Source organism: Halodesulfovibrio sp., from assembly GCF_015482765.1.
GTDB lineage: Bacteria > Desulfobacterota > Desulfovibrionia > Desulfovibrionales > Desulfovibrionaceae > Halodesulfovibrio.
Genome location: NZ_JADMLB010000066.1, coordinates 108334 through 131966 on the forward strand (window position 1 = coordinate 108334; position 23633 = coordinate 131966).

A 23633-nucleotide genomic window follows, 5' to 3' on the forward strand; every position below is an offset into this window, starting at 1 on the left:
GCCGGGGTAAAGCGCGATCGCCCATACGCTTTACAGTGATGTGCAGATGTTCAGATGCTACACTCGTCTCGGTATGACAGTAACCATTTAGCACAAGTAAAAGAACACCATGATTAAAATCGGTATTAACGGCTTTGGCCGCATTGGCCGCCTTGTTTTCAGGGCTGCAATTCAGCGTGATGATATGGAAGTTGTAGGTATTAACGACCTTATTGATGTAGATTACATCGCGTACCTTCTTAAGTATGACTCTACTCATGGTCGCTTTAACGGCACCGTAGAAGTTGTAGACGGTCACCTCGTTGTTAACGGTAAAACAATCCGTGTATCTTGCGAGTGCTGTCCGGACAAACTGGCATGGGATGAAATCGGCGCAGAATACATTGTAGAATCTACCGGATTCTTCCTTACTGACGAAACTGCCCGTGGTCACCTTAAAGCTGGTGCAAAGAAAGTTATCCTTTCTGCTCCGTCTAAAGATGCAACTCCTATGTTTGTAATGGGAGTTAACCACAAAGAATACGCAGGTCAGGATATTGTTTCTAACGCTTCCTGTACTACAAACTGCCTTGCTCCGCTTGCACACGTTGTGCATAACGCATTCGGTATTGTAGAAGGTCTCATGACAACCGTTCATGCAACCACAGCAACGCAGAAGACCGTTGATGGTCCTTCATGTAAAGACTGGCGCGGTGGTCGCGGCGCAGGTCAGAACATCATTCCTAGCTCCACCGGTGCTGCAAAAGCAGTAGGCAAGGTTATTCCTTCCCTTAATGGTAAGCTTACAGGTATGGCGTTCCGAGTGCCTACTCCGGATGTATCCGTAGTTGACCTTACTTGCCGTCTTGAAAAGCCTGCAACCTACGAAGAAATTAAAGCAGTAGTTAAAGCTGCTTCTGAAAATGAGCTGAAAGGCATTCTTGCATACACCGAAGATGCAGTAGTTTCTACTGACTTCGTTGGCGAGTCCTGCACCTCTATTTTCGACGCAGAAGCCGGTATTGCTCTTAATGATAATTTTGTTAAGCTTATCTCATGGTACGACAACGAATGGGGTTACTCCTGTAAAGTTCTCGACCTGCTTGCTCACGTAGCTGCTAACTAGTTCCAGTATGAAGTATACACTGCGGCTTGCCTTCTATAAGGTGAGCCGCAGTGATTTAGTGCTGGGGTTTTTACAACAAAATTATCATACCTTTACGAGGCATCGCATATGAACAAACTTTTTATTAACGATCTCAATTGTGAAGAGAAAACTGTAATTGTACGCGTGGACTTTAACGTGCCGCTTAAAGACGGCGCAGTAGATAACGACAAACGTATTCGTGCAGCTCTTCCTACCATTAATCATCTGGTTGATGAGGGCGCAAAAGTTATTCTTATGTCTCACCTTGGACGTCCAAAGGGACAGCGTGTAGAGGCATTAAGCCTTAAACCTGTTGCTGATCGTCTTGCAGAACTTTTAGGAAAACCAGTTGCCTTTGCAGAAGACTGCATTGGCGATGTTGCTAAAAGCGCTGTGGCAAAACTTGCTGCGGGTGAAGTGCTTCTTCTTGAAAACCTTCGTTTCCACAAAGCGGAAACTGATAATGATCCAGAGTTTGCAAAGCAGCTTGCCGAGCTTGCAGAACTCTATGTTAACGACGCATTCGGTACTGCCCACCGTGCGCATGCCTCAACCGAAGGTATCACTCACTACATGGAAACATGTGCTTGTGGTTACCTGCTTAAGAAGGAATTGGATTTCCTCGGTGGCGCACTTGCAGAACCTAAACGTCCATTTACCGCAATTATCGGCGGTGCAAAAATTTCTGGCAAAATTGATGTGATCAAGGCGCTTCTTCCAAAAGTAGACAGCCTTATCATCGGTGGTGGTATGGCATGTACCTTCCTTAAAGCTCAAGGCCGTGAAATCGGTAATTCTCTTTGCGAAGATGAAAAACTGCCTCTCGCTAAGGAACTTCTTGAGCTTGGAGAAGGAAAAATTCTTCTTCCTTCTGACTACCTTGTAACTGACAAACTTGATTTCGATGCCCGTGAAATCGGCAGCGAAGCAATCGTAGCAGAAGACGCCATTACTGAAGGTCTTATGGCTGTAGATATCGGCCCTAAGACAATGGAAGTGTTCAAAGACATCATCGAAAAATCAGGTACAGTTGTCTGGAACGGTCCGATGGGCGTGTTTGAAATCGATGCCTCTGCAAAAGGTACTTTTGCTGTGGCAGAAGCTCTTGCAGAAGCAACTAAGAAAGGCAGCATTACCGTTATCGGTGGTGGTGACTCTGCTTCTGCTATCGAAAAAGCCGGTCTGTCTGAAGCAGTATCTCACGTTTCAACAGGTGGCGGCGCTTCACTTGAATTCCTCGAAGGCAAAGCTCTTCCTGGTGTAGAAGTTCTTTCAGAAGCATAGCAATCGAGACGACATGTCACCTGTCTGAGACAGGTTATCGTTGAATGAAAAACGGCATACAGGCGGTAAACGTCTGTATGCCGTTTTTTGTTGAGTTTTCCATCAAAGAAGAAAACAGAAAAAGATCTTGCTGTTATGGAAGAAATATCGCTTTCTGGAGCGAAGTCGCGGGTTCAACGTGGACGAAGGCTGTTACGTAAAATGCTATACGACTGTTGTTCATTTGAACTGGACAGCCAAAATTCAGTAATAGGCTGGACACCGCGCCAAAAGATTTGCAGCATCTGCTAAGCCTTTATGCTGATGACACAGCTAACAAAAAAGCCATACCGTATTCGCGGTATGGCTTTTTTGTGTTGGAGGCAGGGAGTTAGTCTCTTCGTCCAAAAGTGGATACAGGGAAGGAATCTTTATGATCGTGAGTGGCACTTGCAAGCCAGTGGATAGTCTGACCAAGGTTTTCCATGTTTGCCATGGCTTCAGCGTCACTTTTTACGTCACCTGGAGCAAGGCCATAGCCAAGGTTCCAGTAAATAGAGCCTGGAACGATCATCTGGGACATAAGGAATAAGTGGTTAATGCTGTCAAAGGCATGTGTTGCACCGCCACGTCGAACAGCAACAACTGCTGCACCGATTTTTCCGGCTAGAGCTCTGCCGTTGGCAATGGCAACATACCCCATGCGGTCGATCAGGCCTTTGAGTTCAGCGGAAACATCTGTGAAGTATGTCGGAGTACCAAGGATAATTGCATCTGCACGAAGAATTTTTTCAAAAAGTTCGTTGAACATGTCATTTTTAATGATGCAACAGTTGTCCTTGGTCTCAAAACATTTAGAGCAGGCAAGGCATCCTTTCATTTTTTTACCGCCGATCTGTACGATCTCGGTTTCCCAGCCTTTTGCTGCAAGTGGTGCTACTGCGTTTTCCAGTAAAATATGGGTGTTGCCGCCTTTACGCGGACTTCCGTTGATGGCAAGTACGTACATAAAAATGTAATCCTCGTTTGAAATGGTATAAGTAGTGTTTATATCCTCATCAGCCTCGACAAAAGGTAGATGATGGATAGGTACAGAAATAGTGACATATTTTTGTAAATATACAAGTACGGTTTTTTTTGTGCCTAGGTATCATACAGGGTACTGTTGGAGAGATAATGATCCGCTTATGTGATGAAAAAGAAGTGGAAGGTAAGAAGTATAGATGTTTTTTTGAGCTGACGTTGCAGGTTATTGGCGGTAAATGGAAGCCGATAATTTTATACCATCTGTCTCAGGAAAAAGTAATGCGTTTTGGCGCGCTCAAAAAAACAATGGGAAATATTACGCAACGGATGCTGACAAAACAGCTGCGGGAATTGGAAGCAGATAAGCTTGTTTTGCGTACTGCATATAATGAAATGCCGCCGCGTGTGGAATATTCTCTTACAGAGCTTGGTGAGGAGTTAATTCCAATCTTTATGCAAATGAAGAAATGGGGAATTAAGTATGAATATTCTTTGGCTGGTGAGCAAATTACCGGAGAGCAGTATGAAGCTGTGGAAGATTTGTAGCAGCCTGCGATCAGAAGAAAAAAAGGCAGATTGAGTTACTCAATCTGCCTTTTCTATTTATTGGGTATGCACTGTATGCAAGCCTTTGGCGATATCAATACTTAACGCCTCCAAAGCATCGCTCTGTGCCTGCACATAGGTACTCATCTGTGTTCCAAGAGCAGGTTCTGTGTGCACAAAGTGACGGGTTAGGAGGGATTTTTCTGTTTTGATATCAACAAGCTGCCAGATGGCATCAAGGGTGACATCCATACCGGATTTACCTTCAAATCGACGAACCGTGACGTATACCTGATAGGCAGGGCGCTGCGCACGTTCCCAAGGGTAGACGGCTACTTTGGGAGTTTGCAGCAGGGTAGAAAGGTTTTCTGCCAGTGTTTCTTCGATTTGTGTTTTAAAGGAATCGCCCCAGCGTTGGTATTCATGGATATTGATACTGTTCTGGCCTGTAGAGGTAACAATCTGTGAGCGGTCAAGGTGTCCCGGAATAGTCACTGGTCCTACTCCGACGCTGATGTCATGAAGAGGTTCCATTTGTGTTTGAACAGCCTTGGTACTTGTCAGAACATAGTATGAAGAAGGCGGGGACATTTTGCCACAGCCCGCGAGCACAATACATATTCCCACAAGAAGCAGAGTGGTAGATACTGCTTTGCGCATTGTTAATTCTCCTTCCCTCTAAGCAGTGATTCTGGGTGACGTTCCAACTGGTCAGCAAGCGAGCGAACCGCACGGGCGGCCTCGCTCATTTCACGCATAGCGCGCTGGAGTTCAACCATGGTCGCAGAGTCGTTTGCCAGCAGTTTATTTGCATTATCCATAGTTTTGCGTGTCTTTTCAAAAGCAAGACGGATTTCTTCAGATTCAGCCAGTTTTTCTAGCTTTTCACTCGTTTCTTTAATGCTTTGTAATGTTTCAACAGCATTGTTTCCGATTTCCTTCATAGGTATTTTCTGAAGTTTTTCAAGCAATGCCGTAAAGTTGCTGGTTAATTCTTCAATAGGTGTCGGAACAGTTGGAAGCTCAAGAACATCGTCATGTGCCACAACTTTAGCAGGTTTCACCGGTTTAAAGAAATCAAGTGCGACATAGAGTTTACCAGTAAGAATATTTCCTGTGCGCACTTGTCCGCGTAAACCGTGTTGGACAAGCAGGTTGAGCATAGAGTCTGTGCTTGCTTCACCAGTTTCTGAAGCAATACGCTCCAGACGTTTGCGCTCTACCTCAATGCGTACTGGAACGAGTACTTCACCGCTTTTCCAGTCAAACTCAATGCCGATATCAACGACACGACCGACAGGGAAACCTTTGAATTCAACAGGTGCGCCAATGGAGAGACCGCGTACAGACTGGGCAAATTTGAGAAGGTAGTATTCTTTTTCAACAAATTGTTCTGTCATGGCAGCTTCCCGAGTCGGGAACAGCTGGAAAATATCTCCGGAGTCTGCAACCGGTACGCCCTTCAGGTGGTCAGGATTGGAGAGAGTAATCCCTCCGATAAGAAGACTGACAAGTGACTCGGTATCAAAACGTACGCCATCAGCATTCATTTCTAAATCTACTCCAGAGGCAAGCCAGAAACGGGAGGCGTCTTTTACGTAATCATCATATGGTGCATCGATGAAGACTGTAATATCAACCCCTTCACCTTTGTCCTGTAGTGAGTAGCCTACGACTTTTCCTATTTTTATTCCCCGATAGTACACAGGAGAGCCATAGTCCAAGGAACCGAGGTCGATTGCCTTCAAAGTAAACAACTTACCGGGAGTATCTTCTGTGACAACAGGGGGAATTTCTAAACCGACAAATTCGTATTTTGAGTCCCCTTCTTTTCCGGGATCAACCGCAATATATGCGCCGGAAAGGAGTGTACTTAAGCCGGAAACATTCCCCCCGCTGAGGCGCGGGCGAACAACCCAGAAACTGGTTTGTTCATTTAAATAGGAATCAGCCCGCTTAACAAGCGAGACTGTGACTTCAACGTGTTCAAAATCTTCAGAAAGTTCGACGGATTCAACCTTTCCGATTTCCACATCTTTATATTTAACTTTTGTTTTACCGGCTTCAAGCCCTTCGGCAGACGCAAACGTAACAACAACAGTCGGCCCTTTTTCCATCATTGCGGTGTATACAAGTCCTATACCGACGAGCAGGGCAACAAGGGGAACTATCCAAATTAATGAAAAACTCTTCTTTTTATGAATTGCAGCCTGTGGGAGTTCTTCTGAAATTGCCGGAGCAGTATTTTCTTCTGACATCTAATTTTCCTTCTGATCCCAAATAAGTCTTGGATCAAAGCTTTCTGCTGCAAACATAGTAATAACCACGACAGCAGCAAAATAGACAGCTCCCGGTCCTGCTTTAATAGCAGCAAACGGGTCTAGCTGAACCAGAGCAACCAACACTGTAACGACATATACATCAACCATTGACCATCGGCCGACTGCTTCTGTTAGGCGATACATGCGGGTGCGGGTTTCCGGCTTCCATTGATGGCGAAATTTGACTGAAATAAGCAGATATACCAGCGTAATGAGTTTGAGTAACGGGATAAGAATGCTGGCGATGAAGATGACGAGTGCTATGTGCCACGAGCCTGAAAACATGAAATAAATAACACCGCTCATAATCGTATCTGCCTGTGCACTGCCGAAAACTTCAGTAACAGTAATGGGCAGCATATTGGCAGGGAGATAAAGAACTATGGCAGCGATAACGAGCGCAGTCGTACGCTGAAAGCTGTTCGGTTTTCGGAGGTGCAATGCAGCTCCACAGCGCGGGCATGACGTATGGTGCATTTCAGGAATCTCACTGACGAGAGAACAACTATGGCATGTTGCCGGTTGTGTGTGCATTCCTTCGTAGTCACAATCATCACGAAGTGGAAGGCGCTTCCATATGTCATGGGGATTAAGTCCCGCAAATGCTGCGATGAGAACCGGAATAAGTGCGGCATATGCCCACATTGCAGTGCCGGGAATAATGGTTGCCATTTTCCCCAGCTTGATCATGGATACTAGAATTCCCAATAGGAAAACTTCCATCATGCTCCAAGGCATAAGGTGGCGTACCGCTCTATAGATCACTCCCGTTTTAGGAGCGAGTTTTCCGTATTGAATGGGGGTAAGAATGTAGACCAGCGCAAGCAACTGAAGCAGCGGAATGACAATGCTGGTTCCCATGACGAGTACAGAGAGTCCCTGCATGTTGTTTGTAAACAGCCAGACAATACCGGTTATGAGTGTTGTTTCCTGAATTCTGCCTTCTACCTGCATGGAAAGAAAAGGGTAGGCGTTAGCGATGGCAAAAAGGATTAATCCGGTAAGGGAAAGTGCCAGAGTGCGCTGGGTGGTATCATGTGTTTTTTGAAACAGTACGGAACCACATCGAGAACAGACAGCTTTTGTTCCCACCGGCATCTGCGGCAGGGTTTGTGTCAGCCCGCAATCGTGGCACGTGACTGTTGTTGGTGTCGTCAAATCCATGTGTTGTTATGATGTTCCTTGTAATTTCATTCAAGTAATCATGTGGATAAGAGAAAAAGTATAATGAGCACATAAAAAAGAATGAAGGTCGCGTTATTGATTGTTACCTGTAACGCTTACCTGATGCGGAAGGGCACGGCAATACAGAAAATAATTAATTGCTATTAATCTATTAAAGCAAACAGTTGTGGTACTATTTATTTGATAAAAAATGAGAATAGTAATCTAAAGAAAACTATGTAGGGAAACTTGATGTGGAGGACTGAGCTAGCTTGTTTAATAAAAAGTTGTGTCTGTCTTTTCAGTTCCATCAGGGATTCTTTTTATTGCAAAATAGGCGAGTTGCCCAAGGGCACGGAAGACTCCTATGATACCGGGAATGCCTATCATCAACCAATCCCATTTAAACACCAGCCAGCAGAATATGCATGCAACTCCCGCATATAATTCAAAGAGAGCTCTTTTAAAGCGGGTTTTTCTTTTAGCTCCAAAACGATGGTTGAGGTATTTGCCAAAAGCTAAGCCAAGAAGAAGCCAGCCTGTGAAGATAAGTAGTTCTATGTACAGTGGTATGTTTTCGATGTTCATTTTTCCCTCTCGTTTTTTTACGTATAATAATAATGAGTTATCAAGAGAAAAAATGATGGCATGCAGTATGTTTGTCTGTAAGAATTATACGATGAACTCGGATTGCTCTTGTTGACACTCATACTTTGTGTGGGTACCCATTAATTTTACACAGTGTAAATAAAGGAGTTTTTGTGTTTACAGGTAAGAAGGATGATGTGTTTCTGGCTGTTCAGGGTAGGTAGCCGGTTTTCATCATGTTTTTATGTCCCGTAAGATTCGGGGCAGAATATAGATAGATCCTGTGCACCATTCAGGTGCACGTCTTCTGGCTTGCCGTTCTCTTTGCAGCCACTCTCCACTACGAATTGTCGTATCTATGGAGTCTTTTGTTGTGTCCTTACAGCGACCAATAACTGACCTCCCTTTCATGTATATGTATTGTCTCTTTGTTTCACTCATGATTACTGGAATCTGCTGATATCCGTTATGTGTGCTGTGGAATAAAGCGAAATACTCTACCTTCAATGAGAAAAAAATGAATAAAGAAAGTAGTGTTGAGAACTATAAAAACAATTTATTATCCCACCTGTCTTCGTTAGGTTGGAGCAACTTTTTTCAGTCAGCGCTGGTTGCTTTGAAGTCTCCTGTCGGAGTTCCAGCAAGAGTGAGCGGCGCACGTAAAAACTCGTTTCTGGTTACAGACGGCAGGGATGAATGGCTGACAACTGTATCTGGAAGACTTTTACATCAAGACGTTGAGTTGTTTCCGGCTGTCGGTGACTGGGTACTTGTGAAGGATTCAGTCATTACCACTGTTCTTTTGCGACAAAATTCCTTATCTCGCGGTGCTTCCGGAGGTCGTGGGAAGCATATGGATGCTGCACGGCAACAGCAGGTCATTGCTGCTAATTTAGACATAGTTTTCATCGTTTGCGGATTGGATAACGATTTCAATGTACGACGAATTGAGCGGTACATTACACTCATCTACAACTGCGGACTGACACCTGTTGTTCTTTTAACGAAGGCTGATACACAGGATTCTCTTGAAGATTTTGTGTACGAAGTCGAAAGTGTAGCTTTTGGGGTGCCTGTCCATGCTCTTGGCTTTCATGATGAATCGAGCTTACAGGAAGTACAGGCGTATTTTGCTGACGGTGTAAAAACAGCCGCTATGATCGGCTCGTCCGGAGCAGGAAAGTCTACATTGCTTAACCGTCTTGTAGGAAAAGAACTCCAGCGGACTGGTGATGTAAGTGCAGCCGTTATGAAAGGAAGGCATACGACCACAGAACGTGATTTGATAACGCTTCCTAACGGTGGATTATTGATCGACAATCCGGGAATCCGTGAAATTGCATTCTGGGAATCAGGAGATGGTGTTTCATCATCCTTCGCTGATATTGAAGAGTTGGCAACAGGATGTCGTTTTTTCGATTGTTCTCATACCTCGGAACCGGGATGTAATGTCTTGAGCGCTGTTCAAAGCGGTGAGCTGTCAGAAGAGCGTCTTGCCAGCTATCACAAAATGAAGCGTGAGCTTTGGTATGCCTCCGAGCGTCAGCATAAGACGGCAGACAGGTTGGAGAAAGAACGCTGGAAGGAAGTCGCCATGTATGCGCGATCTATAAAAAAACACGGTAAACGATAAAAGTTAAAGCGGAGCAGGGTATCTTGCTCCGCTTTTTTGGTCATGGATATGTGTGGGTAAGTAAAACAAAATGGAAAAGGCTAGGTGTACTCAATGGCTCCGACAGGGCAGGTTATGTAGCAATCACCGCACACATCACACCGATTCGGAGAAATAGAGTAAATATTTTCGGTGGCTGTAATTGCTTTGAAAGAACATTTTTTCATGCATTTTCCACATCCGATACAGTTTTCATTAATTCGGACTGTAGGTGCGGGATTGGATAATCCGCCAAATGAAAAGGAAGTACGTTCGAGTTTGTGTGAGCGTTTTTCCATCTCAAAGTCATAATCAAAAACTTCCCCCCACGCTCGGTACAGGCAGAACGTAACCATAGCAGGATATTTTTCTATGTCTTTGACTCCAAGCTCGAACTGAGAGTCTTTCGTTGCTTTTTCTTTAAGCTTTTCAAAAGGTATTTCGCGTACATCACCGGTGGCACGAATGGTAAATCCGGGCGGGAAGTATGGAAGGCCGTCACTGTTATGCTGGACTGATGTGGTGGGATACATGCCGCAAATGGACACAGTTTTTGCTTCGTTGAGTTGTTTATAGAACGGTTTCGTAATCATGGTACGAAAGTAAAGTCCTTCATGATCGTGAGCAAAGAGGTGAGCAATTCTTGTATTCGGAACCCCTTTGTCGACTGTAGCAAATGTCAGACAGCCAATGGTATCAAAGGCTTTGTAAATTTCAGAAATATCCATATGCATCCTTCGCTTTGCAGAGCGTTTTTAGGCAGAGTGGCGGACTCTAATCGTCCTTTTGTATGGTTCGCGCAATTTTCTTGTGTGCACAAGCAAAAGCAGCGTAAGAACAACCACGTCCTAATGGATGCATGGAAATAAGAAAAAGAAATAGGTTAAGGTGTGACAAAAGATGGTAAATATCGAACTGCCTTTTGTTGTGCTTACAAATTTCAAGAAGCAGTACAGAGCACCAGCTACTCTAGAGCGTTTGCTGTTTGAGCTTTGTCATGAACATTCGGGGTGTTTGCCCTGTATGACGTTTGAAGAATTTCACTAAATTTGTCGGTTCATCAAAGCCGGTTTGAATAGCCAGTTCTTTAGTCGTTGGAGAGTGCACAGCAATGTGTCGTTTAATCTCCAAAACAACATACGCATCAATGAATTCTTTAGCAGTGCTGCCTACGATGGCCTTGCAGATGGCGTTGAGATGTTTGTAGGAAACTCCAATTTGTTCGGCAAAATCAGCTGCGTTTCTCGTGGTTGTGTATCCACGTTCAAGTGATTTGCGGAATTCAGCAAAGGTGTCCTTCCATTCTGTATGCTCAATAGGTTGCATAACGATATATTTTTTGCGTGCAAGCTTCAGTAGCAAAAGATTAAGCTGCAAGCGCAGGATTTCTTCTGAAATGGCGTTTTGAGGATGGCGACATTCTGTTTGCAAGGCTTCTATGTCATTACGAATGTCAGCGGTATATGCTTGTTGTAAAAGCGGTGATGAAGTGTGGTAGTTGAAAAGAGCATTAACCGCTGCAAATTGAGTCTGATTTATGTTTTTAAGTATAAATGACTCTGTGAAAAGAAGAATAATTCCCTCTACATGATCTGTTATTTCAAAGGCATGTATCTGATTCGGCGCAATGAGAAGTACATCCCCTTCCTGAACGTTGTATGATGTGAAATCAATATGATGTTGCCCGCTTCCCTTAGTAATAATCAGCAGATGGTAAAAATGAACACGATGCGGTTGCTCCAGAGGAAATAGAAGGCGCTTTTGTTTTGTGAACAATTCTTGAAGAGACGTTATCTCAAATTCGTAAGCAGAGTTTTTGGGTGAGTGAAAATACACGCGGGGGATTTCAGACATAGCCGCATCCGTAGGTAAAAATGTATGGTAGCTCAGTATAGAGGAAAAAGGGCAGGCAGAAAAATGGTTTTCACAGGGTGATAACGACAGTTTGGTATAGGAAAGAAAGAGAATCTTGGGCTGATAAGTGGTTTCGTAGTGTTGATGTGAGAAGGGGAATAAAAAAAAACGGCATGACGTTGTCGGATTGTCATGCCGTTCTGCAGGGATGAGATGGAGATTTTGCAAGTGTGAGCCGTAAGGAATGCGCTACACGGTAATAGTAGGGTGATGTTCTCCATCCCCATGTCAGAGTCTCTTAAAATCACTCCGCTGAGTCTGCTACCGCAATAATTGATGCCGCCAGCAGTTTTGCTCTTTCAAGAAGTGTGTGTGTCTCAATGTACTCTTCAGGAGTGTGATAGTTACCGCCGACAGGCCCCATGCCGCAAATTGTCGGGATTCCCATGGAGGAAGGCAGACCAGAATCTGCTGCACCACGCGTCGCTGTTCCAACAACAGGTATATTAAGAAGTGCTCCACAATTTTTTACTGTTTCGAAGAGCTTTTTGTTTCCGGGTGACTCGTTCATCGGCAGGAAGCTGACGCCGCCGGAAAGAGTCGCAGATGTTCCGGAAACAAAAGAGGTTTCAGTCGTCTTGTTAAAACCGGCCATCAATGTGTCCGCAGATTCAAGATCGGCAAAAGAGAATTGTATTCGTGCTTCTGCATGTTCAGAAACGACATTCCCATTGTCTCCTCCTTTGATGAGCCCGACATTGACAGTATTACCTGCCTGAATATCTACAAGCTCTTGTAGAGAAAGGATCTTATGGGCAAGTTCTACGTTTGCAGAAATTCCTTTTTCAAAGGCCAAGCCAGCATGTGCAGATTTTCCGTCGATAACTAAGTGAAGATGACCGGCACCCTTTCGCTCAGTAACAACCGAACCGTCAGCTCTTCCTGCTTCCAGATTGAAAACAGCTTCAGCGTGTTGAACAATGTCTTTAATAATCGCTTTTGAGGTTGGAGAACCGATCTCTTCATCTGAAGTAAAAAGGGCCTGAACCGGAATGTCAGTGATTCCACAGTGCGTTAATGCTTTTAGAACAAATACCATTAACGCGATTCCGCCTTTCATATCCGCTACACCGGGTCCGTAACATCTGTCAGTGCTTTCATCTCTGGTGAACGGACGCTTTAGTACCGTGCCGGACGGAAAAACAGTGTCGCGATGTCCCATCAATACTATAGGGCGTCGATCAGTCTGCTCATTGATTGATGCAAGAAGCTGATTGCCAAACTTTTCTTGATGATAGGCTTTAGTCGGGATGTCGCTTTTGCCCAAGTATTCAAGAATGATCTCTCCGGCAACGTCATTTCCGGATTTTTCCCATGAATAGCTGTCAGTATTTACGAGCTTTTCTAAAAGTAAAAAAAGTTCAGCTTCATGTTTTTCAAGGTAATTAAGTACATTTTCAGTGCGTTGATCAAGCATGACTCTCTCCTGTTTCACCATTGGCAGCTGCAATATTCCGCTTCCTTTTGCGTTCATTCAGAATGTTTTGAACAACCATACCGATAGCTAAAAGAAGAATTATGCAGCTGATAGGGCGTGTAAGAAAAATTGTTGCATCGTTATTAGACATCAGCATTGCACGCCTAAAGTTGGACTCAACTAATGGAGAAAGAATCAGTGCTAACAGCAGTGGGGGAAGCGGGAATCCTGTTTTTTCCATTAAATATCCGAGGAGGCCGAAGGTTGCCATAATGATGACATCGAACTCAGAGTTGTTAATGGAGTATGAGCCGACAACACAAAGTGCGACAACAATCGGCATAAGAATGCCCTGTGGAATTTGAATGAGCTTGGCAAACAGTTTTACGGCTCCCATTCCCAGAATCAGCATGAATATATTTGCGATAATCAGTGAGAAGAAAATGCCGTAAACAACGTCCGGATAATCTGTGAAAAGAAGCGGGCCGGGAGTTAATCCCTGTACCATAAGGCCGCCCAGCATGATGGCGGTAACGACGTCTCCCGGAATTCCCAATGTGAGAAGCGGAACCAGTGCGCCGCCAGTAACAGCATTGTTAGCAGATTCGGTGGCTGCCAGTCCTTCAAGATGACCTGTTCCGAATTTTTCAGGGGTCTTAGAAGCCTGCTTTGCTTTGTTGTACGCGATAAAAGAGGCAATACCTGCACCACAGGCGGGAATGATTCCGACAAATGTTCCGATAGCAGATGATCTGAACAAGTTAACTTTATTGTCGCGCACATCTTTAGCGCTGATAATTGCAGAAGCAACAGCACCTTTCATCTGGTTTAAATCTTTGCCTTCCAGAATCTCTTCAAGGCGAATGATGACCTGAGATACAGCAAAAAAGCCGATCAGAGCAGGAACGAAGGAGATACCAGTAAGAAGGGCTGGAATGCCGAAGGTATTTCGAATGTCGCCTGAAACGGGGTCAAGTCCTATCGTAGCTAATAAAAGACCAAGTAACGCGGAAAGGCAGCCTTTAAGCATTGAACCGGAAGATATACCGGAAACAACGGAGAGTCCGAATACCGCAAGTGCAAAATATTCAGGTGGTCCAAAAGAAAGAGCGATTTTAGCAAGCTGCGGTGCTACAAGCATAAGTGCTAATGCGCTGAAAAGTCCGCCGATTGTAGAGGCAATGGTAGTCATGGAAAGTGCTTTTCCTGACTCACCCTTGGCTGTCATTTGTGGACCTTCCATAAGTGTTGCTGCTGCCATAGCTGTCCCCGGTGTGCTGACAAGGATTGCTGTGATAGCCCCGCCGTAAACTCCTCCAACGTAAATGCCCAGCATTGCACCAAAGGCAACAACGGGAGCCAAATCAAATGTCATAGGAATAAGAAGAGCTATTCCCATAGTCGCGGTAAGCCCCGGAAGCGCGCCAAAGGTAATGCCCATGGCAGTCCCAATGAACGTTGCAAGTATTGCTGCCGGTGCAACAGCATTGCCGAGTCCTAAAAATATATGTTCGAGCATTGTAATCCCTTTTTATTTATCAGGCTGTAGGTGGTCTGAACCAGTTGCTGTCACGTTTTGCCTTATGGAAGAGGGACTTTAAAAACGTAGGTAATAAAAGCGTAGATGCCGGCAGTTCCAACAAGTGCTGTGATACAGATAGTAACGATGTTTGAACGTCCGAATAAAAGCTGTGCAGCAATTAGGAACGGGACTGTCGCAATAAGAAAGCCGAATGATAAAAAAGCGATCAGGTAACCGAAAAAAAGAAAAATGAAGCAAAGAGCACGAGGGTAAAAACGAATTTTGGTTGGAAGAGATGATCGTATGAAAAGTGCTTTTGCTATAAGCCCGCATGCCCCGATTGCGATGAGCGTTAGTATGAGGTTCGGGAAAGATGCCGGGCCGAAATATGCTCCGGGTAATGGCTTAGGGAGAGTTGTTGTGAGTGAAAAACCGAAAAGGACAAGTCCCAGAAGCAGCAAGCCGGATACAATATCAGTGATATTTCTCATGTGTGTCACTCCAGAAGGCTGGTGTTTCCTGCCCGCCGAAGCAGGCAGGAAACGAGTTCATTAGTCGCTACTTTTGAGAATTTTGGCGAAACTTTTGTATTCAGAGCTGATAATGGCGTCTAATTCTGCCCCACTCAGGAAGCTCGCAGGGATGGCGGCTTTTTCAAGGCGTGCTTGAACTTCAGGTTCATTTAACGCGTCCTTGATGGCGTTTTGTAGTTTGAGAACAATTCCTTCAGGCGTTTTTTTAGGAACTGCAAAGCCAAACCAGGTACCACCGGTAATTGTTTCGTAGCCTAGTTCTTTAAACGTAGGGACATCTGGGTAGACTGGAGAGCGTTCATCTCCAGTGATTGCAAGCAGGCGAAGATCGCCGGACTTGTAGTGTGGGAGGTATTCGGATGCTGTCTGAACGGTGGCAACAACGTGCTTACCCAGCAGAGCACTAGTAGCTTCAGCACCACCGTTGAAAGGTATGTGTTGCATGGAAACATCCGGCTGTCTGGAAAGGAAGTCTGAGAAAAGCACATGCTGTAACAATCCTGCGCCACAGGTACCGAATGTGGTATTTGGTGTTTTTTGTGCGTATTCCAGCAGCTGGTTGAAATTTTCAATGCCGGAGTCGGCACGTACTGCTACTGCAAATGGGAACAGAGACAGGCGTGCAATTGCGCGGAAGTCTTTAGGAGTATTGTACCCCACATTTGCGCGGTTCGGGGTAAGGCTACATGGACCCAAGCAGGTGAGGATTACAGTATAGCCGTCTGGTTTCGCGTTTTTAGCAGCGAGCATTGCGATGGCACCTGCTCCGCCTTTTTTACTTACAACGTTAAATGATTGCCCCATATTACGTTGCAACGCTTCAGATATAATACGTGCTTGGATATCTGAGCTGCCCCCGGGAGAGAACGGGTTAATAATAGTTACAGATCTGTCAGGATAGTTGTCGATTGCCTTTTGTCCAGCCTGAGCAGAAACAAGACTGGAGAAAACGAGGCAAAAAGCCAGTACAAGTGAGTAAATGTGTTTAGATTTCATGTACATAATTCCTCTCTGTAAAAATGTAAGTTCCGAGATCTTAGTGTTATTAGAGCAAGCACTGTTCCTATTAGGTGTGTTGGTAGCATTGTGGTTTCTAACTATTTAAAATCATGCGTATAAAATGTTTATAATGCTACAGTCGTTCTAGTTTTTGTTGGTAAACACCTTGTTTGGCAGAGAGGAAGCAGAAGAATCAGGGCGTTGAAAATAAAAAAAGCAGGACATCTGTCCTGCTTTTTAGGAATTTTGATAGCTCAATTTTTGTTATTTCCATCCAGAGCGTCGAATATTGTGCTCCTGTAGGTACTTATATAATCTGCTTCGACTCAGTTTTGATATGGCACACGCTTCGTCGATGTCCCCTTCTGTGAGTTCCATCAGCTCCATCAGGTATATTCGTTCTACTTTTTCTTTTATTGAGTCACGGGCTTCTTTTAAAGAAGGCAGCTCGCCATCATTGTTCGGAAGCAGAATTGTGTTGATAGCGTCATCTTCAAAAAGTAGGTCTGCCCCAGCTTTTTTCTGGCTGTTAAATCGTTCAGCTCGTAAGGCCGTAGGAAGGTGCTGAGAAAGCACAATGGGTGACTTTCCTGATCGTTGAATACCTGCCTCAACTGCGTGAAAAAGCTCTCGGACATTTCCCGGCCATCCATAACTCTCTAATGTTTCAATACAGTCCGAAGAGAGATGTTTTGGAGGAAGGTTCATTGTCTCACAATAGGTGGAGCAATGATGTTCCGCAAGAATACGTGTATCTTCACCTCGTTGACGTAAAGGGGGAAGTGTTATGGATATTCCGCGGAGCCGGTAATAAAGGTCTGCTCGAAAGCTTCCGGCGGCCACCATTTTGGAAAGATCTCTGTTCGTTGCAGATATTAGTCTGAAGTTACTTGTCCTCTCTTTTTTTCCACCAAGGGGACGGTACCGCCTTTCTTGAAGTACTCGTAAAAGCATTTTTTGGAGATCAAGAGATAACTCACCGATTTCATCAAGGAAAAGAGTCCCCCCATTTGCCTGCGCTATGAGCCCTTCACGCGCGTTCTGAGCTCCTGTGAACGCCCCCCGTTTGTGACCGAAAAGAGTGCTCATCCCAAGAGTGTCGGAGAGAGAAGCACAATCAACCGTAACAAAAGAGAAATCGGTACGGAAACTGTTCATGTGAACTAAGCGTGATACAACTTCTTTGCCGGTTCCAGTTTCACCAGTGATGTGGATATTGGCATCGCCTTTTGACGCGATACTGGCCTGCTGTAACGCATTTAACCATGCAGGACTTTTGCCTATAACAAACTCTCTCCCCTTTAGGCTTGGTTCAACAAGAAGCTGTGTAGTGGCTCTGTAATCGAGAAGTCGTTCCAGCATCGGGAGCAGCGCTTTTGCGCTAAGCGGCTTTTGTAAATAGTCCCATGCGCCATTGCGAAGTGCTTTGATTGCATCATTTTTATCTGCTGCACCAGTAATAACAATAACGTTGGGAGCGGGAGTGAGTTTGTTTATGAGGTTCGGCATATTGTCGATGCCGTTTCCGTCTGGGAGTCCCACGTCTAAAAGAATTACATCGAAATTTTGTGTCGAGAGCTCGGACTGTGCCTCAGAAAGGGACGCTGTCGCCGTCACGTCATGCCCGTTCTGGTTAAGTAAGTCTGTCAAAAAAGAACGAACTTCATTTGCGTCGTCTACGATAAGAATACGTGCCATAGTTTCTTCCGTTTTCTAAAACGTTTCGCCACCTGAAGGATTTTTTTGCAAAAAACTTGCCTAAAAAACTTTTGTGCGTGAACGAGGTAATCTTGGTTAATTGTATCAACAGAATATAATGTAATAATTACTCTTTGATATTGCATTCATGTCGAGCTAACGAGGTTATTTTAACATAGTCTCGTAATGTAAGCGGATGCTGTATAATGCTTTTTATGTTTTTGAATGCTTTCAAAGAGGTTAAGTCGTTATTGTCAGGAGCAGTACAAAAGACAATCGGAATCTCTTTATCGATGTTGTAGATACGGTTAGTAAGCTCAGTAAGAGATAGTTGTCCTGAAATTTTGTCATGAAGAATTATCAGAGAAGGTTTGCAAGTTGTTTTAACCAACTCAAGTGCAGTGTCTGTTGTTGAGGCGTGTTGGGATACATGCCCTAATCGCTGATAGATTTTACGTGCAGAAGTACTGGTCTGAGTATCCGCCGAAATTATTAAGATAGAGAGTTGTTTTTCTGCTGATTTTTCCGTCGGTGCAGATTCGCTATCAAGCTTATCATTAGAGAGCGGAGCAGGGGCAGATTTTGTAGTACCTTGCATAGCGTTCTGCGGGATATTAGCTGCATTGAGTTCGGTTACTGGAATAAGCAAGTGGAAGGTTGCACCGTAAGAACTTGTTTCAACACGCAGGTTTCCCCGAAGTTTTTTCATCTGCTCTTTAACAGTGAACAACCCTATGCCAGTTCCTTTAACAGGTGATTTTGTAGTGTAGAAAGGAGTGAATATCTGCTTAAGCTTGTTTTCAGGAATTCCTGTACCTGTATCACGAACAGAAATTCTTAAATACTCACCTGCTGTTCCTCCAAGCATATAGAGTGTGCCATACGGTGGAAGCTCGTCATCTTGAATCACAACAAGTTCTGTAGCTATGAAGATGGTTCCCTGTCCTCGCATCGCATCGCAAGCATTCCAGCATAGATTGAGAAGAAGCTGAGAAATTTGCGACGTTGTTGTTCGTATGCCGCAGTGGTGACTTGTAAGTTGGGTCTGGATGGATATTTTGGGTGGAAGAAGCCCTTTAAGGAAGAGGATACTGTCACTAATTGTTTCGTAAGCAGGCCGTAGGGGAGCCGCTTTCCCGTTGTTTTTAGAATGGCTTAATATGTTTTTTGCCATCTCTTGTGCCTGACATGCCGCCTGATGGATTTGATCTAAATTATGATGTAATTGCTCGTTGCTATTTGTTTTTGATGCGTTGGATAGCTCAGCATAGCCCAATATAGCTGTAAGCAGATTATTTAGATCATGTACAAAACCACATGCAAGAGTGCCAACGTTGTTTATTTTCTCCCCTTGAAGAAGTTGTTTTTCAATATTTTTACGCAACGTTAATTCGTGTTGAAGTTCAGCAGTTTTTATATTGATCTGCCTACGTAGAATAGTAACCCACATAAAGAAAAGCAGGGTTGCAATCGTTGCCAGAATTAAAAAAAATGTAAAATTTTTCTTTAGCTTTTTAAGCGTTGCCGTTGCTAACCGCCCTTTATTTAACCAGCGCGCAGCCAGTTTCTCGTGCAGTTCTTCAGGAAAAGAATCGAGCATTTTTTGCAGAATTGATCGCAGTTCTGGGTGGTTACCTTGTATTTTAAATGCCAGACGCATAGCAGGGCCGGCAGTGCCGACATTGCGGATGCCTGACAAGTTGAACTCATCTATTTTATTAAAAGCTGTTGCCTCGTTAATCAAAGCAGCATCACAGCGGCCGTTTGAGAGTGTTAACAGCGCTGTTAATTCGGAATCCGTTGGAATAAGCGTAAGGTTCGGATAATATTCTTTTAAGTAGTTATGAATGCTACTGTTTATGACAACTGCTATACGTAGCCCTTCCATGTTTTGCAGTACATAGGTTTCACGTCTTCGATGGTTAGTATTAATAAATACCCCATGTGGAACAGATACATAACTGGTTGTTACCAGCTCCTTTGTAGGCAGCGCTGAAGGGAGTTGGTAAACAATTCTGATGGTAGCAGGTTTTTTAGGTTGACGTGTAGCTGGCTGGAATTGTGTCCCATACTGGTCATGAATAAAGCTGAACCCAAGCCTTTTTTCGATTAATTCAAGGTAGTCCTGCGTTAAGCCGGTCCAGTGTCCTTTAGGATTTAAATAACTGAAGGGTGCAAATTCTCTTTCTTGGGTGACTGTAAGCGAACTGTAGTTTTGATTAAGCCAGAGCCATTCTTCTGTAGAAATTGCAGGCGGAAGTGACTCATTACTTTGGCGCAATGAAAAAAAAGATACAACGCAAGATCCCGCAATAATGATCATAAGAGCTGCGAAAAAAAATCTCTTATATTTCTTCATGATGCGCCTGCTGTATTTCCTTAGTGTCATTGTATAAAGGAAGGATTTTCTACGCAGTCTTTATAAAAAGACTGCTAGACTTTTGCTATAGCCGATTTGTGATGAGGTTTACAAGAAGAGCGTTGTAGTATGCGTTTCTCTGTGTGATCAAACTGTGAAATAGCGTTAACATCTCTTTTGCTGCTAACAAGGAAAAGAGTTCAAGCAACATTACAGTGTCAGTAATAAGTACAAGTGAAATTGTAATAAAATGTAATTGTTGTACTGTGGCGCAAGAGTAGCCTGTAGAGGGGAAAGCTTTTCTTGGGAAGACGTCAAAAAACATATCTTTATATTCGGCACAATTATAAAATATACATTTTACGTAGTTATTGACGGTGTGAGCTATAGTAATTGTTTGGTTTGGCACTTCACTTGGTAAAATGGTTAGTAGCATGTCATCAAAGCTTTTCACTAAAGATAAAGTACGGTACCAATCACTTTTCCTGAGTATTGTATGACAAAAAAAGTCGTCTAGTCAGGTTTCGTAAATGTGGGGGAGAGCGGAACGCAATCTGCTTACTGGTTAACGTGCAAAGGGGTACCTATTACAATGGGCTAGTTTGTCCATGCGTTAGGTGTTGGATACGTTATTTATTTGAAAGGAGTGCTCGGGAATGGGTGTAAAGAGAATTACTAAAGTCGCAATATTTGTGACCTTGGCAGCAATGCTGTTGCTTACCGGCTGTCAGAGTGCCTACTATTCTGCGCTGGAATCTGTGGGCGTTCATAAACGGGATTTAATGGTAGATCGAGTTGAAAAGGCTCGCGACACTCAGACAGAAGCAAAAGAGCAGTTTAATTCTGCACTTGAACGTTTTCAGGTTGTACTTGGAAAAGATGGTGGCGAGCTGCAGGATAGATATGAACAGCTGAATGATGAGTATGAAGAATCCAAAGCATTAGCAGATGAAGTTCGTGAACGAATAGACTCTGTGGAAGACGTTTCAGAAGCTCTCTTTGAAGAGTGGGAACAGGAAATTACAGAATACTCCAGTCAAAAGTTGGCTTCTATGAGCCGCAGAAAATTGATTAAGACTAGAGCACAGTACAAAACTATGATTTCAGCCATGCGGCGTGCTGAAAAATCAATGAAGCCAGTGTTATCAACATTGCACGATCAGGTTTTGTATTTGAAACACAATCTTAATGCCCAGACAATTTCTTCATTGAAAGAAGAACTTGGTGAAGTAAAAACTGATGTGGCAGTGCTTGTTAAGCGTATGGAAGCATCCATTGATGAGGCAAATCAGTTCATTAACAGTATTCAATAACAGACAACGTTATATCTGATGCTGTAGACCGGATTCATAATCCGGTCTTTTTTTTGGGTTTAAAAGCTGAGTGACTGTTTTGAAGAGTAGGGCTTACTACTCCTAATTATTAATAATTTTTCGTGTCTATACTTTGCCTTAATGAATAGAGAGATAAATATTACGAACAACATTGACGTTGATAATCAATTTCAATATTGTCCGTAAAAACTATATTGGAGTTTCATATGGCAGGAATAAACAGGTTTGGAACAACTCAGGATATGATTATCCAAGAAATTGAAGAAAATGGAACATCTCTTTACATCGCGATAGACTCGAACGGCCTATATTTCACCACTGCTGAGCGTATAGACAGCGGTTTTGCTGATACCAACCGTTACGCAGCTGATCGTAGAGATTTTCTTACCAGATTAGAAAAACTTGGTTTTTCTCCTGTAGATATGTTTGAAGAACACAAAGGAAAAATTAAACTTGAGACAACATCAAGTAAAAAACTGAACCCTCTCAAAGCTTCCAAGCGAGGTCTGTCATAGAGCACTTTGTATTTACGTAACATGAGTTTTCTTGGTTTGATTGAAAAGCCTTCAGGTAGTTCCTGAAGGCTTTTTTTATTCAAGTTTGTTCTTTGACGTTAGATGAGTGGATAATCGTGGTTCTTAGATATGTGCTTATCATCTGTCATCCAAATTTAGTACTTACGCTTAGTAAGAAATGTGCCTGCGTTCTTCGCTAGACTGCCGTTTTCATTTCTTTACAAAAAAAACAGCCAAGAAAATTACATTGATAAAGTCATATATGAATACGTGTGCATATTTTTGCTTGAGGCTCTAACTAATTATTGCTACCTCTCCGCTCGATTTTGAAAGTCAATATCATTTGTGTCGTGTTTGTTCGTAATCACGACATGTTGATGTTTTTTAACTGGTTTAAATTATTAAATATTAGGTGGAGAAGATGAAAAAAGTAGTGTTTTTGCTGGGGAGTATGATGTTGTTATGTTCTTCTGCGTTTGCAGCAGATCAAACCCTTTTTAGTTCAAGAACTGATGCACCGGTTGTACTTGATGGAAAAGCTGAAAAAGTATGGGATAGTGCAAAAGAGGTTATAGTAACCGTTGATAACTTGGTTTATGAGCCAAGTAATGGCTACAAGGGAATGCAGCAGACGGATGTTCGAATTAAATCTCTTCATGATGATAAGAATATTTACTTTCTTATCACATATAAAGACCCGACCAAAAGCCTTGAGCGTTTCCCGTGGGTAAAGCAAAAAGACGGTACTTGGAAAAAGCTTTCGAATAAAGATACCACTGGTCATGAAAATACATACTATGAAGATAAATTTTCTATTTATTGGAATATTAATACAAAAGGTTTTGAAGATGAGGGGTGCATGATCTCATGTCATCTCGATATCAAAGGTGACAAATCTGCAGGTAGAAAATTCACCCAATCTGCTGGTGAAACCATCGATATGTGGCATGCAAAGTATGTGCGCTCTATGCCTATGGGGATGTTTGATGATCAGTATGTAGATAACAATACTGACCCTAAAAAGAACAAGAGCTGGGGAAGAAAAGGCGATACAGGGAAAGGCGGTTATAAAAATAACGATAATGCCGATGGCTCTGCACCTGCATTCATGAACCTGAACCCGACCAGTGACGAGCGTTACTATGTAACGCCGGATAAGAAGATTCCATTTGTGGACACATTCAAAGCTGGCGATATGGTACCGGGGATTACAATTTCTCCTATGAAAGGCGGAAGATCAGACGTTCTTTCACGTATTGAGTATGCCGATGGTGAATGGACGTTGGAAGTTGTTCGATCCCTGAAGACTGAAGGTGAAAATGCAATGACTCAGGATGTTCAGTTCACAGATAAATCAAAAGCATATCCATTCGGGATCGCGGTTTTCGATAACTCACAAATTAACCATTTATTCCATAACGACACGTTGGAATTACGTTTTAAATAACTCGTAATATGTATTGTGGCAGGTCTCATTGATATTGAGGCCTGCTTTTCAGCTATGATTGCAACGTAGGAAACCGATAATCATGTATGCGTTCACTTGTCGAGTTGCCCCGATGTGTGAGATGCTTTCGCGGCTGGTACTATGGCAATATTTTTGTTGAGTTTTGCTGATTCATTTGTGTATCCAGTTGATTAAGCAATGTTTGTATCT

General features: G+C 43.4%; 20 protein-coding genes. 7 read left to right on the forward strand and 13 right to left on the reverse strand.

What is annotated here, in order from left to right:
• Positions 1 to 109 precede the first annotated feature (109 nt).
• Together gap and QZY95_RS12290 are read left to right on the forward strand one after the other, a co-directional pair.
• Positions 110 to 1105, forward strand: a complete 996-nt coding sequence (gap, locus tag QZY95_RS12285; RefSeq protein ID WP_290923915.1) for a type I glyceraldehyde-3-phosphate dehydrogenase — start codon at positions 110 to 112, stop codon at positions 1103 to 1105.
• A gap of 108 nt (positions 1106 to 1213) precedes the next feature.
• Positions 1214 to 2410: a phosphoglycerate kinase gene (locus QZY95_RS12290; RefSeq protein WP_290923916.1), complete on the forward strand. Its 1197-nt coding sequence runs from the start codon at positions 1214 to 1216 to the stop codon at positions 2408 to 2410.
• Positions 2411 to 2780: 370 nt separating this feature from the next.
• Here QZY95_RS12290 and QZY95_RS12295 read toward each other — a convergent pair whose 3' ends face one another.
• A complete protein-coding gene (locus tag QZY95_RS12295; RefSeq protein ID WP_290923918.1) occupies positions 2781 to 3398 on the reverse strand; it encodes a flavodoxin family protein in 618 nt (205 codons plus the stop codon).
• 167 nt (positions 3399 to 3565) lie between these two features.
• Here QZY95_RS12295 and QZY95_RS12300 point away from each other — a divergent pair, with 167 nt between their 5' ends.
• A complete protein-coding gene (locus QZY95_RS12300) occupies positions 3566 to 3961 on the forward strand; it encodes a helix-turn-helix domain-containing protein (protein ID WP_290923920.1) in 396 nt (131 codons plus the stop codon).
• 57 nt (positions 3962 to 4018) lie between these two features.
• On the opposite strand, the gene QZY95_RS12305 is transcribed toward QZY95_RS12300, so the two are convergent.
• From QZY95_RS12305 to QZY95_RS12320, 4 genes are all read right to left on the reverse strand, one after another.
• Positions 4019 to 4621: a PqiC family protein gene (locus QZY95_RS12305; protein ID WP_290923922.1), complete on the reverse strand. Its 603-nt coding sequence runs from the start codon at positions 4619 to 4621 to the stop codon at positions 4019 to 4021.
• A gap of 2 nt (positions 4622 to 4623) precedes the next feature.
• On the reverse strand, positions 4624 to 6219 hold the full coding sequence (locus tag QZY95_RS12310; protein ID WP_290923924.1) for an MlaD family protein: 1596 nt from the start codon (positions 6217 to 6219) through the stop codon (positions 4624 to 4626).
• Positions 6220 to 7446, reverse strand: coding sequence for a paraquat-inducible protein A (locus tag QZY95_RS12315; protein ID WP_290923925.1), 1227 nt, complete (start codon positions 7444 to 7446; stop codon positions 6220 to 6222).
• Positions 7447 to 7722: 276 nt separating this feature from the next.
• A complete protein-coding gene (locus QZY95_RS12320) occupies positions 7723 to 8034 on the reverse strand; it encodes a hypothetical protein (protein WP_290923927.1) in 312 nt (103 codons plus the stop codon).
• Between the two features lie 517 nt (positions 8035 to 8551).
• On the opposite strand from QZY95_RS12320, the gene rsgA reads away from it, so the two are divergent.
• Complete coding sequence (gene rsgA, locus QZY95_RS12325) at positions 8552 to 9667, forward strand: ribosome small subunit-dependent GTPase A (protein WP_290923930.1); 1116 nt, start codon at positions 8552 to 8554, stop codon at positions 9665 to 9667.
• An 80-nt stretch (positions 9668 to 9747) separates the two neighbouring features.
• Here rsgA and QZY95_RS12330 read toward each other — a convergent pair whose 3' ends face one another.
• The 8 genes from QZY95_RS12330 to QZY95_RS12365 all read right to left on the reverse strand — a co-directional run bounded on the left by QZY95_RS12330 (position 9748) and on the right by QZY95_RS12365 (position 20127).
• On the reverse strand, positions 9748 to 10413 hold the full coding sequence (locus QZY95_RS12330) for a 4Fe-4S binding protein (RefSeq protein WP_290923932.1): 666 nt from the start codon (positions 10411 to 10413) through the stop codon (positions 9748 to 9750).
• Positions 10414 to 10654: 241 nt separating this feature from the next.
• Positions 10655 to 11767 (reverse strand): helix-turn-helix transcriptional regulator, encoded by a 1113-nt coding sequence (locus QZY95_RS12335; RefSeq protein ID WP_290923934.1) that lies wholly within the window; start codon positions 11765 to 11767, stop codon positions 10655 to 10657.
• Positions 11768 to 11843: 76 nt separating this feature from the next.
• Positions 11844 to 13016 (reverse strand): M20 family metallopeptidase, encoded by a 1173-nt coding sequence (locus QZY95_RS12340; protein ID WP_290923936.1) that lies wholly within the window; start codon positions 13014 to 13016, stop codon positions 11844 to 11846.
• Positions 13009 to 14535 carry a tripartite tricarboxylate transporter permease gene (locus QZY95_RS12345; protein WP_290923938.1) on the reverse strand — a complete coding sequence of 509 codons (1527 nt, stop codon included), beginning with the start codon at positions 14533 to 14535 and terminating at the stop codon, positions 13009 to 13011. The genes QZY95_RS12340 and QZY95_RS12345 overlap by 8 nt, the downstream gene beginning before the upstream one ends.
• 62 nt (positions 14536 to 14597) lie before the next feature.
• Positions 14598 to 15029, reverse strand: a complete 432-nt coding sequence (locus QZY95_RS12350) for a tripartite tricarboxylate transporter TctB family protein (RefSeq protein ID WP_290923940.1) — start codon at positions 15027 to 15029, stop codon at positions 14598 to 14600.
• Positions 15030 to 15089: 60 nt separating this feature from the next.
• Positions 15090 to 16067 carry a tripartite tricarboxylate transporter substrate binding protein gene (locus QZY95_RS12355; protein ID WP_290923942.1) on the reverse strand — a complete coding sequence of 326 codons (978 nt, stop codon included), beginning with the start codon at positions 16065 to 16067 and terminating at the stop codon, positions 15090 to 15092.
• A gap of 267 nt (positions 16068 to 16334) precedes the next feature.
• Positions 16335 to 17768 (reverse strand): sigma-54 dependent transcriptional regulator, encoded by a 1434-nt coding sequence (locus tag QZY95_RS12360; protein ID WP_290923944.1) that lies wholly within the window; start codon positions 17766 to 17768, stop codon positions 16335 to 16337.
• A gap of 127 nt (positions 17769 to 17895) precedes the next feature.
• The gene (locus tag QZY95_RS12365) at positions 17896 to 20127 is read right to left on the reverse strand and encodes a transporter substrate-binding domain-containing protein (protein ID WP_290923946.1); all 2232 of its coding nucleotides are present in this window, start codon (positions 20125 to 20127) and stop codon (positions 17896 to 17898) included.
• A gap of 656 nt (positions 20128 to 20783) precedes the next feature.
• Here QZY95_RS12365 and QZY95_RS12370 point away from each other — a divergent pair.
• The 3 genes from QZY95_RS12370 to QZY95_RS12380 all read left to right on the forward strand — a co-directional run bounded on the left by QZY95_RS12370 (position 20784) and on the right by QZY95_RS12380 (position 23423).
• Positions 20784 to 21440 (forward strand): DUF2959 domain-containing protein, encoded by a 657-nt coding sequence (locus tag QZY95_RS12370; RefSeq protein WP_290923948.1) that lies wholly within the window; start codon positions 20784 to 20786, stop codon positions 21438 to 21440.
• 227 nt (positions 21441 to 21667) lie between these two features.
• Positions 21668 to 21976 (forward strand): hypothetical protein, encoded by a 309-nt coding sequence (locus QZY95_RS12375; RefSeq protein WP_290923950.1) that lies wholly within the window; start codon positions 21668 to 21670, stop codon positions 21974 to 21976.
• 421 nt (positions 21977 to 22397) lie between these two features.
• Positions 22398 to 23423, forward strand: coding sequence for an ethylbenzene dehydrogenase-related protein (locus tag QZY95_RS12380; RefSeq protein WP_290923952.1), 1026 nt, complete (start codon positions 22398 to 22400; stop codon positions 23421 to 23423).
• The last annotated feature ends 210 nt before the right edge of the window (positions 23424 to 23633 follow it).